Origin of the sequence: Pseudomonas alkylphenolica, from assembly GCF_004025535.1 — a bacterium.
GTDB classification, from domain to species: domain Bacteria; phylum Pseudomonadota; class Gammaproteobacteria; order Pseudomonadales; family Pseudomonadaceae; genus Aquipseudomonas; species Aquipseudomonas alkylphenolica_A.
The window spans coordinates 123003-137795 of record NZ_QJRG01000039.1 but is presented as its reverse complement, the minus strand read 5'-3'; the positions used below and the strand labels follow the sequence as shown (position 1 = coordinate 137795).

11 protein-coding genes and 1 tRNA gene are annotated in these 14793 nt (G+C 60.4%); 7 read left to right on the top strand and 5 right to left on the bottom strand.

Annotation, left to right across the window (positions count from 1 at the left end; genetic code table 11):
- Nucleotides 1-92 precede the first annotated feature (92 nt).
- Entirely contained in the window at nt 93-1754 is a 1662-nt protein-coding gene (locus DM813_RS10380) for an OFA family MFS transporter (protein ID WP_128323308.1), read from the bottom strand.
- A gap of 380 nt (nt 1755-2134) precedes the next feature.
- Here DM813_RS10380 and DM813_RS10375 point away from each other — a divergent pair, with 380 nt between their 5' ends.
- The 4 genes from DM813_RS10375 (at nt 2135) to DM813_RS10360 (ending at nt 5887) form a co-directional block, all read left to right on the top strand.
- Nucleotides 2135-4387 carry an AsmA family protein gene (locus tag DM813_RS10375; RefSeq protein ID WP_128323307.1) on the top strand — a complete coding sequence of 751 codons (2253 nt, stop codon included), beginning with the start codon at nt 2135-2137 and terminating at the stop codon, nt 4385-4387.
- Nucleotides 4384-5451, top strand: a complete 1068-nt coding sequence (gene mutY, locus DM813_RS10370; RefSeq protein WP_128323306.1) for an A/G-specific adenine glycosylase — start codon at nt 4384-4386, stop codon at nt 5449-5451. Before DM813_RS10375 ends, mutY begins: the two co-directional genes overlap by 4 nt.
- A complete protein-coding gene (locus DM813_RS10365) occupies nt 5448-5720 on the top strand; it encodes an oxidative damage protection protein (RefSeq protein ID WP_128323305.1) in 273 nt (90 codons plus the stop codon). The genes mutY and DM813_RS10365 overlap by 4 nt, the downstream gene beginning before the upstream one ends.
- A gap of 91 nt (nt 5721-5811) precedes the next feature.
- Nucleotides 5812-5887: transfer RNA gene (locus DM813_RS10360), tRNA-Phe, on the top strand.
- 102 nt (nt 5888-5989) lie between these two features.
- Here the strand turns inward: DM813_RS10360 and DM813_RS10355 are convergent.
- From DM813_RS10355 to DM813_RS10345, 3 genes are all read right to left on the bottom strand, one after another.
- Nucleotides 5990-7654: a phosphoethanolamine transferase gene (locus DM813_RS10355; RefSeq protein WP_128323304.1), complete on the bottom strand. Its 1665-nt coding sequence runs from the start codon at nt 7652-7654 to the stop codon at nt 5990-5992.
- Nucleotides 7655-7734: 80 nt separating this feature from the next.
- Nucleotides 7735-8622 carry a DUF2950 domain-containing protein gene (locus tag DM813_RS10350; RefSeq protein WP_128323419.1) on the bottom strand — a complete coding sequence of 296 codons (888 nt, stop codon included), beginning with the start codon at nt 8620-8622 and terminating at the stop codon, nt 7735-7737.
- Nucleotides 8623-8648: 26 nt separating this feature from the next.
- Nucleotides 8649-10124 (bottom strand): DUF3300 domain-containing protein, encoded by a 1476-nt coding sequence (locus DM813_RS10345; protein WP_128323303.1) that lies wholly within the window; start codon nt 10122-10124, stop codon nt 8649-8651.
- Nucleotides 10125-10379: 255 nt separating this feature from the next.
- On the opposite strand from DM813_RS10345, the gene ppk2 reads away from it, so the two are divergent.
- Complete coding sequence (gene ppk2 / locus DM813_RS10340) at nt 10380-11402, top strand: polyphosphate kinase 2 (RefSeq protein WP_128323302.1); 1023 nt, start codon at nt 10380-10382, stop codon at nt 11400-11402.
- 84 nt (nt 11403-11486) lie between these two features.
- Nucleotides 11487-11927, top strand: coding sequence for a hypothetical protein (locus DM813_RS10335; RefSeq protein ID WP_128323301.1), 441 nt, complete (start codon nt 11487-11489; stop codon nt 11925-11927).
- A gap of 77 nt (nt 11928-12004) precedes the next feature.
- On the opposite strand, the gene gabP is transcribed toward DM813_RS10335, so the two are convergent.
- On the bottom strand, nt 12005-13399 hold the full coding sequence (gabP, locus tag DM813_RS10330) for a GABA permease (protein WP_128323300.1): 1395 nt from the start codon (nt 13397-13399) through the stop codon (nt 12005-12007).
- 609 nt (nt 13400-14008) lie between these two features.
- On the opposite strand from gabP, the gene DM813_RS10325 reads away from it, so the two are divergent.
- Complete coding sequence (locus DM813_RS10325; protein ID WP_128323299.1) at nt 14009-14782, top strand: ABC transporter ATP-binding protein; 774 nt, start codon at nt 14009-14011, stop codon at nt 14780-14782.
- The last annotated feature ends 11 nt before the right edge of the window (nt 14783-14793 follow it).

Sequence of the window (14793 nt, the reverse complement as noted above, 5' to 3'; positions counted from 1 at the left end):
AAACGAAGATGACATGTGGCAGGGGATTTACCTGGAAAATGCCCAACTCACACAATCTTGCCGTGTGAGTTGAACATTGCGGCGCCACCGCGTCAGTTGAACAACACCGCGGTCTTCTGCAGCGTCACCCAGATGCCCCAGGCCAGTGGAATCCCCACTACCAGCCAGGCGGCAATCACCAGCGGCAGGCTGCCGGGGGCCGCATGCCACTCCAGCACCCGCGCGCTGCCGCTGGTCTGGTCATGGCTCAGGGCCTGCTCGGCAGCCAGTTGCGCGTCGGTCATGAAGTACTTGTCGGCCACCGGACGGACCAGGGCGTTGCAGATAAAACCCAGCACCAGCAGGCCGGCGAGGATGTACAGGGTGATGTCGTAGGCCGCAGCCCGCTCGACGCCGATCGACAACTGGTACTCACGCAGGTAGGTGATCAACACCGGGCCGAGCACGCCGGCCGCCGCCCACGCGGTGAGCAAACGACCATGAATGGCCCCGACCATTTGCGTGCCGAACAGGTCGGCCAGGTAAGCCGGCACCGTGGCAAAACCACCGCCGTACATCGACAGGATGATGCAGAATGCCGCCACGAACAGCGCCACATTGCCCAGGTGGCCCATGTTCGGCACCAGTGCATAAAGGGCAACACCGAGGGCAAAGAAGGCAAAGTAGGTGTTCTTGCGCCCGATGTAGTCGGAGAATGAGGCCCAGAAGAAACGCCCACCGATGTTGAACAGGCTCAACAAACCGGTAAAACCGGCAGCGATAGCCGCGATCTGAGCCAGTTGAGCGGTGCTGAGTTCGCTGAAGCTGAGGTCGTTACCGAGCAGCTTGCCCGCGAACACTTCCTGCAGCAGCGGCGAGGCCATGCCCAGAATGCCGATACCGGCCGACACGTTCAGGCACAGAACCAGCCAGATCAATATAAATTGCGGAGTTTTCCACGCCACACTGACATGCACGTGACGGTGGGTAATCATCGCGTTGCTGGCTTTTTTCAACGGTGCCGTCCAGCCCTCCGGCTTCCAGCCGGTAGGTGGCACGCGATAGGCCAGGGCGCCGCCGATCATGAACACGAAGTAAATCGCTGCCATCACCACAAAGCTCTGCCACACACCCACGCCCTCGGCGCTGGCGAAATGGTTCATCAGCGCTGCCGCCAGTGGCGCACCGACCATGGCGCCGCCGCCAAAGCCCATGATTGCCATGCCGGTAGCCATGCCGCGCTTGTCGGGAAACCATTTGATCAGCGTCGATACCGGCGAGATATAGCCCAGGCCCAGGCCGATGCCACCGATGACACCAGAGCCCAGCCACATCAGCCACAACTGGTGGGTATAGATACCAAACGCCGAGATCAGCAGGCCACCACACCAGCAAAGCGCAGACACCAGCCCCGCTTTGCGCGGACCCGCATGTTCCAGCCAGCCGCCCCAGATCGCCGCCGAGCAGCCCAGAAACACAAAGAACAGGGTGTAGATCCAGCTCAACATCGAGATCTGCCAGTCACACTCGGCACTGAACAGACGGGCGAAAAAGCCCATGTCCGGCGCACAGGCAATCGGCGCGGTGATCCCCAGCGCCTGGGACAACGGTAGCCAGAACACCGAAAAACCATAGGCCATGCCGATACACAGGTGAATGGCCAATGCCGCAGGTGGCACCAGCCAGCGGTTGAAGCCGGGGGCGGCGACAATGCGCTCCTTGGACAGAAAGCCAGGCCTACCGGCCAAGGCACCTGCCGTGATGCTGCTATTCATTATTGTATTCCCTCGTAGAGATGGTCAGCTCACGGCCCACGACCTTGGCCTCTTGGCACTGATCGTTTTTTGGCACTATTGCCCTGAAAATCGCGACAAATCGCCGCAGCAGGGCCAGTGAGCGGCGAGAGAGTAGCATTTGCGTTCGTGCTTGAAAGCAAACTGATATCGTTTCTTCCGGGATATCTGATCCTCAATGCGCAAGGAACTGTGGTGACGATCGTTGTCGAAAACTGACGCACTCACGCCAGCAAGGTGCGTGTTTACTTCTGGCAATGCTGTAGGAGTTATCCGCAGTAATCCTTAGTCACCCCCAGCGACAACGGCCACAGCGCTATACTCCGTGGCTGAATTTTGAATTGAACTACAAGGACTCGCCCATGAAAGCGTTCGGCAAAATCCTGGGGCTGGTGCTTCTCGGGCTGTTGCTGATCATTGTGGCTCTGGGCTTTGCCCTGACCCACCTCTTCGATCCCAACGACTACAAAGACGAGATTCGCCAGCTGGCACGCGACAAAGCCCACGTCGAGCTGACGCTCAATGGCGACATTGGCTGGAGCCTGTTTCCCTGGCTGGGGCTGGAGCTGCATGAAGCCAGCATCGCCACCCTGAACAACCCGAAAGTACCGTTTGCCGACCTGCAGATGCTCGGCCTGTCGGTGCGCGTATTGCCACTGCTGCGCCGCGAAGTACAGATGAGCGACGTCCGGGTCGAAGGCCTGAACCTGATCCTTAGTCGCGACGAACACGGCCACGGCAACTGGCAGGACATCGGCAAACCGCTACCGGTGGCCACACCTGCACCTGCCGATGGTGCAGCCCCCGCCCCTGCCGACGATGCCGTCGCCAAGGCTGAACGCAAGGAAGACGCCGCAGCGCGGCCGGTCAAGCTGGATATCGACAGCCTGACGGTGAACAACGCCCGCGTACAGTACAACGACGCCCGCAGCGGCCAGACCTTCAGCGCCGAAAGCATCCAGCTGAGCACCGGTGCCGTGCACGAAGGGGTGAACGTACCGCTGAAAATGACCGCGTTCATCAGCACCGGACAACCGGTGCTCAAGGCGCGTACTGAACTGAGTGGCGAACTGCGTTTCGACCGTCGCCTCAAGCGCTACCAGCTCGAAGACATGAAGCTCAGCGGCGAAGCCTCGGGCGAGCCGCTGCAGGGCAAGACCCTGACGTTCGCCGCCCAGGGCCAGTTGCTTGCCGATCTCGCCGCCAACGTTGCCGAATGGAATGGCCTTAAGCTGTCGGCCAACCAGCTGCGCGCCCTGGGCGAGCTGAATGTGCGCGACCTGGACAAAACCCCGCAGCTGACCGGTGGCCTGTCCATCGCCCAGCTCGACCTGCGCACCTTCCTCGACAGCATCGGCCACCCGCTGCCCGCTTCGGCGGACGCCACCAGCCTGAGCAAGTTCGAAATGGTCAGCCGTCTGCAAGGCAGCCCCACCAGCCTGGCCCTGGAAGACCTGGCGGTGAAACTCGACGACAGCACCTTCAGCGGCCGCGTGGCCGTAGAGGATTTCGCCAAGCAGGCCCTGCGCATCCAGCTCAAGGCTGACAAGTTCGACGCCGACCGCTACCTGCTGGCCAAAAGCGAAGCAGCCGCCAGCACCACCGCGGCACGCCAGGCTGAGGTCAAGAGCAAGGAGCAGAGCGCACTGGCCAGTGCCGGCACCACGCCGCTGCCGGACGCTCCGACCCAGGTAGCCTGGAGCAGCGACAAGCTGCTGCCGGTCGACCGCCTGCGCCAGCTCGACCTGCAAGCCGATCTGAATTTCGGCTTGTTGACCCTGGATAAACTGCCTATCGAAAACGCCAACCTGAAGACTCAGGGGCAAGCGGGCCTTATCACCCTCGAGACCCTGCGCGGCGGCCTTTACGACGGCAGCTTCGAAGCCAAGGGCACCCTCGACGTGCGCCCCGCCGTCCCGCAGATCGGTCTGAACACCAAGATCAACCGGGTACCAGTCGAGCACTTCATCAAGAGCGAAAGCAGCACCCCACCGGTCAAAGGTCTGCTCACCCTCAATAGTGACCTGACCGCTACCGGCAACAGCCAGAAGGCGCTGGTCGATACGCTTAACGGTAACGCCAGCTTCGTCATCAACGACGGCATCCTGGTAAACGCCAACCTTGAGCAACAGCTCTGCCAGGCCATCGCCACCCTCAACCGCAAGGACCTGAGCGGCGAACCACGCGGCAAGGACACGCCGTTCCAGGAGCTCAAGGGCAGCCTGGTGCTGCGTAACGGCGTTGCCAGCAACCCGGATCTGAAGGCTCGTATTCCCGGCCTGAGCGTCAACGGCCAGGGTGACCTCGACCTGCGCGTGCTGGGCATGGACTATCGGATCGGCGTGATCGTCGAGGGCGACAAGCGCGACATGCCAGACCCGGCCTGCCAGGTAGGCGAGCGTTATGCCGGCCTTGAACTGCCGCTACGCTGCCGTGGCCCGCTTGAACTGGGCGCCAAGGCCTGCCGCCTGGACAAGGACGGCCTGGGCAAGGTGGCCGCCAAACTGGCAGGCGACAAAGTCAGCGAAAAACTCAGCGACAAGATCGACCAGAAACTCGGAGACAAGGTCAGCCCGGAACTCAAGGATGCACTCAAGGGGTTGTTCAAAAAATGAGCCCCGAGCAGTTTTCCAGCGCCGTGCTGGAGTGGTACGACCTCAATGGCCGTCATGACCTGCCCTGGCAACAGGGCATCACCCCGTACCGGGTGTGGGTCTCGGAGATCATGCTGCAGCAGACCCAGGTGAGCACCGTGCTCAATTATTTTGGCCGCTTCATGGAAGCACTGCCGACCGTGGAAGCACTGGCTGCCGCGCCCGAGGACGAAGTGCTGCACCTGTGGACGGGCCTGGGCTACTACACCCGGGCGCGCAACCTGCAAAAGACCGCGAAGATCGTTGTCGAGCAGTACGGTGGCGAGTTTCCCCGGGATGTGGAAAAGCTCACCGACTTGCCCGGCATCGGCCTGTCGACCGCCGGTGCCATCGCCAGTATCAGCATGGGCCTGCGCGCACCGATTCTCGACGGCAACGTCAAGCGCGTGCTGGCCCGCTACACCGCGCAGGAAGGCTACCCGGGCGAGCCGAAAGTGGCCAAGGCCCTGTGGGCCAATGCCGAGCGCTACACACCACATTCCAGGGTCAATCACTACACCCAGGCGATGATGGACCTTGGCGCGACGCTGTGTACCCGCAGTAAACCCAGCTGCCTGTTGTGCCCGCTGAAACTCGGCTGCGAAGCCCACATGCTCGGCCAGGAAATCCGCTACCCGGTGCCCAAGCCGCGCAAAGAGTTGCCCCAGCGCCGCACACTGATGCCGCTGCTAGCCAATAACGAGGGCGCCATCCTGCTTTACCGTCGCCCTTCAGAGGGGCTCTGGGGCGGTTTGTGGAGCCTGCCGGAGCTGGACAACCTGGAGCAAGTCGATGACCTGGCCGATCAGCACGGGCTGAGCCTTGCCGGGAGCCAGGCACTGGACCGCCTGACGCACACCTTCAGCCACTTCCAGTTGGCCATCGAACCCTGGCTGGTTCGGGTCGACGAGCGCCAGGCCCACGTGGCCGAGGCCGACTGGCTCTGGTATAACCTCGCCACCCCGCCGCGCTTGGGCCTTGCTGCCCCGGTCAAGAAATTGCTCAAACGCGCGGCCGACGTTTTGATTGCAGGAGAGTCGCGATGACCCGCACCGTAATGTGCCGCAAGTACAAAGAAGAACTGCCAGGCCTGGACCGTCCCCCTTACCCGGGTGCCAAGGGTCAGGACATCTTTGATCACATCTCGCAGAAGGCCTGGGCCGACTGGCAGAAAGAGCAGACCATGCTGATCAACGAGAAGCGCTTGAACATGATGAACGCCGAGGACCGCAAATTCCTCCAGGGCGAGATGGACAAATTCTTCTCCGGTCAGGAATACGAAAAGGCCGAAGGCTACGTCCCGCCAACGGAATGAGCCCGGAAATTCGTAAGCGACGGAATTAATTTGATAATTTTTTAAAAAGTCGTTGACGCAAACCTGAAAAAGCCTTTTAATGCGCCCCGTTGCCCAGATAGCTCAGTCGGTAGAGCAGGGGATTGAAAATCCCCGTGTCGGCGGTTCGATTCCGTCTCTGGGCACCACTAATACCGAAAAACCCCAAGGAACTTCATGTCCTTGGGGTTTTTTATTGCCTGCGATTTAGTCGCCAGCCGACACCTACCTGCGCGCCAGCGATCGACAGGCTATTTTGCCAGCACCAGTTTGCTGGCATCAAAATCGAACGACGGTACATACCCGGTGCCAAGCAGATGCGGACATTGCGACGAGACAAAGTCGTTGCTCAGCAGATCCTGCGCGCTGTCATACCCCGGCATGGCGATCCCGGTCAGGCTCAACAGCGTATGTGGCAAGGATGCGGTGCTGATGCGCTGATCTTCCCGTGCCTTCAATGTCGAGAGCTTGTGCGTTTGCGGCGCGGAAATATTGCTCGACGCCCAGACAAATGACGAAACCGCCAGGTCGTACTCATTACCCATGCCATGCCCCAGCAGGCCTCGACTGTCATCCATGAGGTTTTCACCATGGTCCGACACGTACACCAGAACGGCTTTTCTGTTGCTTGCCTTCAGTCTCTCGATGAACGTACCCAACAACCAGTCGGTGTAGAAAACAGCGTTGTCGTACTCGGCGACCATCTTGTCTTTTGCACTACCGGATGCCGGAGTGAACTTGGCAAATTCGCCGGGGTAGCGCCGCGAATACTCAAAGTGGCTGCCCTTGATATGCACAAATATCGCCTGCTTTTGCGCGCCCTTCTGCTCAAGAATCCGCTCGTATTCCGGAATCAGTGCACCGTCATAGCTGCGCTCAAAATACTGGCGATGCTGGGCCTCGGCTGCGATCTGCGGAATGATCCCGCCGAAACTGTCGACTTCCTGCGAAGACAACCAATAGGTCGCGTACCCGGCGGCGCGGTAGATACCCACCAGTGATTTTTTCGAGGCAATTGCATCCCAGTCTTCTATCGGCTCGAGGCTGAGCAACGACGGCACGGCAACCGATGTATAAGGCGCTGTCGTGCACATGCTGTTGAACTTGAAAATCCCAGTATGCCTGGCCAGGTTCGGGGTGGTTTCCTTGTGATAGCCGTACAGCGACCAGTTGTGCGGCCGCGATGACTCGCCGATCACAAACACAAGGGTATCGATGTCCGATTGGTCCGAGACGCTGGTGAGCTGGACTTCAGATTCCAGGCGTTGCTTGATGTGCTTTTTCGACTCCAGGTACAAGGTGGCCGTCAGGCCCATTTGCGACAAATAGCCCACGGGCGTGCTTTGGTCTTTTGCCACCAGGTCGAGCACAGCCCCTCGCCCGAACGAATTCATCTTCACGGTTTTATAGAAATACGCGCCATACCCCAGCAGCAAGCCACTGCACGCCAGCAGTAACAGCGCCTTGTTTCTATACAGCCTACGCTTGTACAGGCCTGCCAGGCCGAGCCCGTAGCAAATGAAAAAAGCCGCCAGCACAGCTGTGATTGACTGCCAGTAGGTGGCGAGAAAGTCCCCGGCCTCTTTGTAGTTGGTCAGCCCGATGAACAGGTAGGCCGCCGTCAACCGTGAGCCAAAATTCAGTACCAGAAACAGGTCGATGCTTGCCACCAGGTAAAACGGCAGCAGCAGGAGATGCACTTTGAATTGGTTGGACGAAACGAATCGGATTGCCAACAGCCATAAAAGTGAAATGGCGATGGTGTAAAAAACCAGTAGATCGATTTTCGAATAGCGGTAACTGACCAGAATCCTGAAGAACAACGGCGACAACAGAAATGACCACAACACCAGAGTTGGCCATTCTGATTTGAATACCGTCGACACCCCATCGCGAAACGCTGAAAAGGTTTTCATTTTATAGTTTTTCTCAAGGCGACCCACCCATGCCGCAAGCGTAGCTTTGCCTGGTGGGTCGCGCCATTCAGCGTCCCTGCCTAATCCTGATCGACAGTCACTTCACTCCAGCTGTCATCCGGATCGAACTGCTTCATTGCCTTCGCCAGTTTTTCGCTCTCCGGGCCCAGGTCTTTCTCGAATACCTGCCCGTCGTGACTGATCATGAAGCTCATCACGCCCGTATCTTTGTATTTTTCCGGCCAGGCGATCAGGGCAAAGCCGCGGCTCATCTTGTCACCGATCAGGTAGCTGTAGGCACCACCGGGTGCAGAAGGCCCCTGCCCTTCAAGGATGCGAAAGTGATAGCCATGCCAGCCCTCGCCGGCAATGGTATTGCCGAACGAAGGGCCCAGCGGGCTGATCTGGCCGCTGTCATCGTCCGCCCAATAGAGCCCGTCGTGCTGGCCCGGGGTACTGAAAATTCTTTGCGCATACTCCAGTGCACCGTCCCCGTCACGGTCTACGGCGGCGTAGTCCATCTGCGCATCGTGGTACGCCAGCACCGCCTGAACCGCCGACAGCTCATTGCTGCCGATTCGACGCGCACGCACCTCATCGCTACCGGCCTTTACATCGAAATGCCAACCCTTCGGGCCTTTTACGATGGGTATAGGCAGTGTCCAGTTGTTGCTGCCGACTGACAGCACGGCCTTTTTGTCACTGACTTTCTCGATGCGGTTTTGCTCGTGGTATTGCTTTAAAAAAGCCTCCACGTCTTTGCGCTGCGAGCCTGCACGGGGAATGAAGCTGTGCCAGTCGTTGCCAAGCAGCGAAGTCAGGCGCGCTTGATCGGCCTGCTCGGTTCCCAGGGCTTCGACAAACGCCTGCGCAGCCTTCTCTGGCGTCGCAAACTCCTCCTGCGCCGCCACCAGGCATGACCAGCCAAGGCCGATGGTTATCGCCAGGGCATGGCACAGCGAGCCCATTAACGCCTTCACACCAGGTTTGATATTCAACGACGGCCTCCTCGTGAACGTGCTGGTGGGCTGGATGGACGACTGATCTGGTGCCCGGCGGATCGAGAAGCGTGTGGGCGTTGCGCGGAGGCCAGGCTGGTCCGGCCGCGATTGGCCTGTGCATTGTACTGGGAGGGCGAGCGTGCACCGGCGAAAGCGTTGTTACGAGCACCGCTGGCTTTGGCCGCAGGCCGTTTGGCTGCAGTTTGGCGCGCTTGTGGTTGGTGCTCGCGGCGCTGCGTGGTTTGCGCATTCTGCCGCTCGCGGGCAGCTTTGGCCGCATTCTGACTACGGTCGGCCGCCTTTGGCCTCTCGGCACCTGCCTGCAACCGATTGCCGCCGGGGGCGGAGCGGGCTTCGCGCATCTGGTCACGGGCCTGGCGATTACTGGTGGCCGGGCGTTCGAAGCCGTGCTGCTCCATTGAGCTGCGGGCTTTTTCCCGCGCCTGGGCACGCTGGGCCGTGTCGCCACGATACGCCTCGCGCTGAGCGGCACCATTGAGTTGGCGGCCAAACTGTTCACGGCTCCTGGCGTCGCGATAGGGGACACCATTGCGATGCACCGGGTTGTGCTGCCATTTGGTCTGGTTGTTGGCGATACGGTTGTTGGAATTGATGCTGTTGTAGCGATTGACGTTGATGTCGACGTCGTGGTCGTCCCAGTCACACTCACCCCACAACGAGCCGATGATTGCCACGCCAGTACCGAACGCCAGCCCGGCCATCAGTGCCTGGCCTGGGTAATAGGCGGGTGGCGGCGGGTAGTACGCGGGTGGCGACGACGGGTACGCCCAGGTGCCGTAGGCTGTTGTCGGGTTGTAGGTGGGCACGTACACCACCTGCGGGTCAGCAGGCTGAATGATGATCGTCGAGCTACTGGCCGGTGCAGCGGCCGCCGGGGCTGGCGCTGAAGCCGGCACTTTGGCGGGCGCCGCTGGCGCGACGTTCTGAATGGTCACGTTCTGATACTGGTTGCTTTGCAGGTTACCTGCCGCCTGTGCCTGGTGGCGCAAACGCTGCACGCCGTTCATGACATCGTTTGGCTGGGCCAGAAAGGCATCGCCCAGGCGCTGCACCCAGACCGGATCCTGCCCAAGCGTTGCCAGTACCTGCGGGAAGGCGACCAGTGCCTGCACACTAGGGTCCCAGGTCTGGTTAGCCACCTGCTTGACAGCATCGTCGCCCTTGGCATCCGGGTGCGCCTTGGACCAGGTGACAGCCTCGGCGATTTCCCCTGGATACGTGGTGGCCATCAACACCTGGGCCAGCAACGGGTCCGGGTAAAGCGCGATGGGCGCCAGCATCTGATCGAGTTGTTCTTCGGTGAAGACGACGTCGTTCGCTGCCGCGGCGGGTGCGGGTGCGGCAGTGTTGGCTGGTGCAGGCGCGGCGGCATCCTCCGCCAGTGCTACGCCGTGAATTCCACTCAGGAACAGGACAGCTGACAGCGCGTAAAAAAATGGAATGCGCATTGCAACTCCATATGCTCAGGCCGGATTGAATGAATGGATCACCATCAGGTAAGCGTAACCGACGTTGCAAGCCGCAAATCCCAGCTTCAAGGCCGCTGGTTAATAGTAGCAAAGCTAAAAATTTTGCCATTGGTTCGCGCATTACTTTGCTTCTGCGCACCCGAACGTCAGGGCAGTTGACCGCAGTCAATGTGCCCTGGCAGCACCGCCGTAAGCTGCCTGAAGGACACTCGCAAGCACTAACAGGCCTTTACAATGACCGAAGAATCCAACGCCCTGCCTCTGCCTTCGCCAACCCCAAACACGTCGGCCAGCGCCAAACCCGCCCCTACCCGTGCACGGCGGCCCCGCTCCACCCGCAAACCTGCACCGGTCACCCGCGACGGCGAGATCAGCGCCATCAGCCAGCAACCGGCAGCGCTGAAGGTCGCCTCGGCGCCACGTGGCTCGAACGAAGACAGCACCTCGGCCGCCCTGCCGGCCAATTACCCGTACCGCACGCGCATGCGCCGCGCCGACTATGAAAGGGCCAAGCACGACCTGCAGATCGAACTGCTCAAGGTACAAAGCTGGGTCAAGGAAACCGGCCAGCGCATCGTCGTGCTGTTCGAAGGCCGCGATGCCGCCGGCAAAGGCGGCACCATCAAGCGTTTCATGGAACACCTGAACCCGCGCGGGGCGCGCATTGTCGCCCTGGAGAAGCCCTCCGAGCAGGAAAAGGGCCAGTGGTACTTCCAGCGCTACATCCAGCACCTGCCGACCGCCGGCGAAATGGTCTTCTTCGACCGCTCCTGGTACAACCGCGCGGGCGTTGAACGGGTGATGGATTTTTGCTCGCCCCTGCAGTACCTGGAATTCATGCGCCAGGCGCCAGACCTTGAGCGCATGCTCTGCAACAGTGGCATCCTGCTGTTCAAATACTGGTTCTCGGTGAACCGCGAAGAGCAGCTGCGCCGCTTCATCTCGCGCCGCGACGACCCGCTCAAGCACTGGAAGCTCTCGCCCATCGACATCAAGTCGCTGGACAAGTGGGACGAGTACACAGCCGCCAAAGAGGCCATGTTCTTCCATACCGACACCGCCGACGCACCGTGGACGGTGATCAAGTCCGATGACAAGAAGCGCGCGCGGCTCAACTGCATACGCCATTTCCTGCATTCGCTGGACTACCCGGGCAAAGACCTGCGCGTCGCCCACCAGCCGGATCCGCTGCTGGTAGAGCGGGCTTCACGGGTGCTGGTGGAAGAGGACCGCGGCGAACTGGCCCAGCCTGCCTGATCGAGGTCGTCGGATGCACTTGGGTTTCCCGGCCAACTGCGATTCAATACGCAGCATTTTCCGGCTTACCACAAGGATTCACCGATGGCCTCCAGCAGCAAACAGCAAAAACGCGCCAAGCGCGCCGCCACCAAGGCCCGGGAAAACCGCATGGTGCGCAGCGGCCAGGCGGTCAAGAGCAGTGGCGAGAGCGCCAGCGCCAGCGTCGAGCAGGTGTTCAACAAGGCCATGGATTCGGGCAGTTACAACGCCCTGTTCGAGAAGATGAAGGGGGCCCAGGAAAACGGCCTGGTCGCCCTGATCTCGGTGTTTTTGGTCGACCCGCTGCTGGCCCTGGTGCTTAAAGGCCACAAGGAAGAACACGCCACCGACTACATCGTCATGGTGTTCACCGCCTACCGCAAATGGCTGGACGGTGCCGATGAGGCCACCACCATGGCCTGGCTGGAAAGCGATGAGTTCCAGGCGGCCTACATCTCGGCCTCCGAGGCAGTGGCCAAGCAGCAACAGAAGCAATTCGGCTGAGCCCACACTGCCCCGGCAGCAACAAAAAAGGCCGCGATCCTCACAGATCGCGGCCTTTTCATTTCAGCGGCACTGAATCAGTTGTTCAACGCCACACGCCCAGCCACTTCGGCCTTGCGCTTGCGTGCTACCAACAGCCCCGCCGCCACCACGGCGATGGACAGCAGGCCCGTCGCAATGATTTCGATACGGTGATCCGGACGGATCAGCATCACGGTCAGGATACCGACGATAAAGACGATGGTCGCCCAGGTCAGGCCCGGGAACAGCCACATCTTGAAGGCAATCTTCTCGCCACGGGCCATGCGCTGACGGCGCATGCGCAGTTGCGACACGGCAATCACCAGGTACACCAGCAGGGCAATGGCACCGGAGCTGGCCAGCAGGAACTCGAACACCGCGGCAGGCGCCACATAGTTGGCAATTACTGTCAGGAACGCAGCGGCGGTCGACAGCACCACGGCTACATACGGGGTACCGCTGGAGGTGGTGCGCTGGGCCACGGCCGGGGCATCACCACGCTTGCTCAGGGAGAACAGCATGCGCGAGGAGGTGTACAGCGCCGAGTTCAGGCAGCTGGTTACCGCGATCAACACCACGATGTCGACGATCAGTTTGGCATTGGGAACGCCCATCAGGTTCAGCACGGTCTGGTAGGAACCGACTTCAGCCAGTTCGCTGCTGTTCCACGGTACCAGGGCCACCACCAGGAAGATCGACACGAGGTAGAACAGGAAGATCCGCCAGATCACCGAGTTGGTGGCCCGCGAGATCTGCTTGCCCGGATCCTTGGATTCGGCAGCGGCAATGGTGACGATCTCGGTACCCATGAACGAGAACATGGTGGTCAGCATCGCCGCCAGCACCGCGCCCAGGCCGTTAGGCATGAAGCCCTGGGTATCGAACAGGTGGCTGACACCGCTAACCTGGCTGTTAGGCAGGAAACCGAACACTGCTGCCAGGCCGAGAATGATGAAGCCAATGATCGCGACGACTTTAAGCAGGGCGAACCAGAACTCGAACTCACCGTAGTTCTTCACGCTAAACAGGTTGGTCGCGGTCAGCAGCAAGGTGATGACCAGGGTAAAGACCCAGATGGCCACATCAGGGAACCAGGCATGCAGGATGGTCGCCGCGGCGTTGGCCTCCAGCGGAATCACCAGTACCCAGAACCACCAGTACAGCCAGCCGATGGTAAAGCCGGCCCAGTGACCGATGGCTTTATCGGCGTATGTAGAGAACGACCCGGTGTCCGGCGAAGCGACCGCCATCTCCCCGAGCATGCGCATTACCAGTACCACCAAGGTACCCGCAGCGGCGTAGGCCAGCAGAACGGCCGGGCCGGCTGCAGCAATGGCGTGGCCGGAACCTACGAACAGGCCGGCACCGATCACACCAGCAATGGACAGCATGGTGACATGCCGTTGTTTGAGCCCCTGAGCGAGGTCATTGGAATTGTGCGTACCGCTCATAAAACTACCTTTGCAAGAATTGCGTTTTAACCCTGCGACCTGAGGCGCGCCTTGGATAAAAATTTTGCTACATCCTGTTGCCGATCTTGGTCGCAATATCCGCGCCAGCACGATGACCGTTCGTTCGAAATATCTCACGCCCTCGTAAAACAAGGCTTACAGGCCTTTCGGCCACAACCTGACCGAAAGCCCCTGTAAAATACGCGCAAACGTTCAATTACCGAAATACCCACTTACAATTACCCAGGCGCACCAAAACCCGGCACCGGTAACACCTGACGCACACGTCAAGGGCAAAAAAGGAGCAACCCGAAGGAGCAACCAGCGGCCGCAATGAGCCGCCCAAGCGCTGCGCAAGGTCAGAAACGACTTCCCAGCACTGGCCAAAACTGGCACCATCGCGCCTTTTTTCATCAAGGCTCCGGCCCCGGAAACGAGGGCAAGTGGTCATCCGCGCGACAGTCCGCTGCAACGATGCGACACCCGCCCTTCCGGCAGCCGCTTGCCCCGCCCGACGTTGTTGGCTGTCATTCCGCCGCTATGCTAGCTTGGCGCTCGCCAAGAAGGCCGCCAACAGCAGGAGAGCACCAGAACACATGAGGACCGCACATGGCTGAGGCCACGCCCGCGCTTGAAATCCGCGACCTGCACAAACGCTACGGCGACCAGGAGATCCTCAAGGGCATCTCGCTGACCGCTCGCGATGGCGATGTGATCTCGATCCTGGGATCTTCCGGCTCCGGCAAGTCCACCCTGCTGCGCTGCATCAACTTGCTGGAGAACCCGCACCAGGGCCAGATCCTGGTCGCCGGTGAAGAGCTGCGGCTCAAAGCCGCGAAAAACGGCGAACTGGTGGCCGCCGACAACAAGCAGATCAATCGCCTGCGCAGCGAGATCGGCTTTGTGTTCCAGAATTTCAACCTGTGGCCGCACATGAGCATCCTCGACAACATCATCGAGGCGCCACGTCGCGTGCTCGGCCAGAGCAAGGCCGAAGCCATCGAGCATGCCGAAGCGCTGCTCAACAAGGTCGGCATTCACAACAAGCGCCACAGCTACCCGGCCGAATTGTCCGGCGGCCAGCAGCAACGTGCCGCGATTGCCCGCACCCTGGCCATGAAGCCCAAGGTTATCCTGTTTGACGAGCCGACCTCGGCGCTGGACCCGGAAATGGTCCAGGAAGTGCTTAACGTTATCCGCGCCCTGGCCGAAGAAGGCCGTACCATGCTACTGGTTACGCACGAAATGGGCTTCGCCCGCCAGGTGTCCAGCGAAGTCATCTTCCTGCACCAAGGGCTGGTCGAAGAGCAGGGAACGCCGCAGCAGGTTTTTGAAAACCCGAACTCGGCGCGTTGTAAACAATTCATGTCCAGCAACCGCTAACGGAGCAACAC

What these genes read in the sequence shown, in the direction of transcription:
- DM813_RS10380 (WP_128323308.1), bottom strand. Translation starts at nt 1,754, where the DNA reads ATGAATAGCAGCATCACGGCAGGTGCCTTGGCCGGTAGGCCTGGCTTT.
- DM813_RS10375 (WP_128323307.1), top strand. Translation starts at nt 2,135, where the DNA reads ATGAAAGCGTTCGGCAAAATCCTGGGGCTGGTGCTTCTCGGGCTGTTG.
- mutY (WP_128323306.1), top strand. Translation starts at nt 4,384, where the DNA reads ATGAGCCCCGAGCAGTTTTCCAGCGCCGTGCTGGAGTGGTACGACCTC.
- DM813_RS10365 (WP_128323305.1), top strand. Translation starts at nt 5,448, where the DNA reads ATGACCCGCACCGTAATGTGCCGCAAGTACAAAGAAGAACTGCCAGGC.
- DM813_RS10355 (WP_128323304.1), bottom strand. Translation starts at nt 7,654, where the DNA reads ATGAAAACCTTTTCAGCGTTTCGCGATGGGGTGTCGACGGTATTCAAA.
- DM813_RS10350 (WP_128323419.1), bottom strand. Translation starts at nt 8,622, where the DNA reads ATGGGCTCGCTGTGCCATGCCCTGGCGATAACCATCGGCCTTGGCTGG.
- DM813_RS10345 (WP_128323303.1), bottom strand. Translation starts at nt 10,124, where the DNA reads ATGCGCATTCCATTTTTTTACGCGCTGTCAGCTGTCCTGTTCCTGAGT.
- ppk2 (WP_128323302.1), top strand. Translation starts at nt 10,380, where the DNA reads ATGACCGAAGAATCCAACGCCCTGCCTCTGCCTTCGCCAACCCCAAAC.
- DM813_RS10335 (WP_128323301.1), top strand. Translation starts at nt 11,487, where the DNA reads ATGGCCTCCAGCAGCAAACAGCAAAAACGCGCCAAGCGCGCCGCCACC.
- gabP (WP_128323300.1), bottom strand. Translation starts at nt 13,399, where the DNA reads ATGAGCGGTACGCACAATTCCAATGACCTCGCTCAGGGGCTCAAACAA.
- DM813_RS10325 (WP_128323299.1), top strand. Translation starts at nt 14,009, where the DNA reads ATGGCTGAGGCCACGCCCGCGCTTGAAATCCGCGACCTGCACAAACGC.